The sequence below is a fragment of the Agromyces humi genome (assembly GCF_009720255.1).
Lineage (GTDB): Bacteria > Actinomycetota > Actinomycetes > Actinomycetales > Microbacteriaceae > Agromyces > Agromyces humi.
The window spans coordinates 1-521 of sequence record NZ_WJSP02000800.1; the positions used below are offsets into that span (position 1 = coordinate 1).

Here is a 521-nt window from a genome sequence, read left to right on the forward strand (position 1 = left end):
GGCGAGGCGGGCGTCGGGGTCGCCTGGCAGCAGCTCGACACCGAGCACGGCGAGCTCCGTCGCGATCGTGCGCTCGAAGGCGTCGCGCACCTCGACCGAGTCGAAGGGCGGATGCCACGGCTGCGACTGCGCCACCGCCCAGACCGCCGGCCGGCGGAGCACGAACTCGCTCGGCGAGCCGGGGTCGAGCACCACGAGGTCGGTTCCGTCGTCGGCCGCCGCGAGGGCCACCCGCACCCCGTCGGCAGGCACCGGACGTGCACCGGGATTCCATCGCGACATCGCCTCGACCGACGCGAACACCGGAAGCACGCGGCGCCCGTCGGGTCCCTCGACCGTGACGATCGACAGCTCCTGGCTCTTGTCGACCGCCAGGCCGTGGTCGCCGATCTCGGCGCCGCCGTCGCCGAGCTGGGCGAGCAGCGGGATCAGGAGGCGCGACCGGCCGAACTCGGCGACCACGTCGCCCTGTCCCCCGTCACCGGAGCGGAAGCGCCGGATGGCGGCCGCGAGCCGTTCGG

1 protein-coding gene is annotated in these 521 nt (G+C 74.9%); it reads right to left on the bottom strand.

Annotated features, from left to right (window positions below):
- The coding region (locus tag GH736_RS24250; protein WP_162529614.1) for an SseB family protein at positions 1–521 on the bottom strand (521 nt) is incomplete at both ends.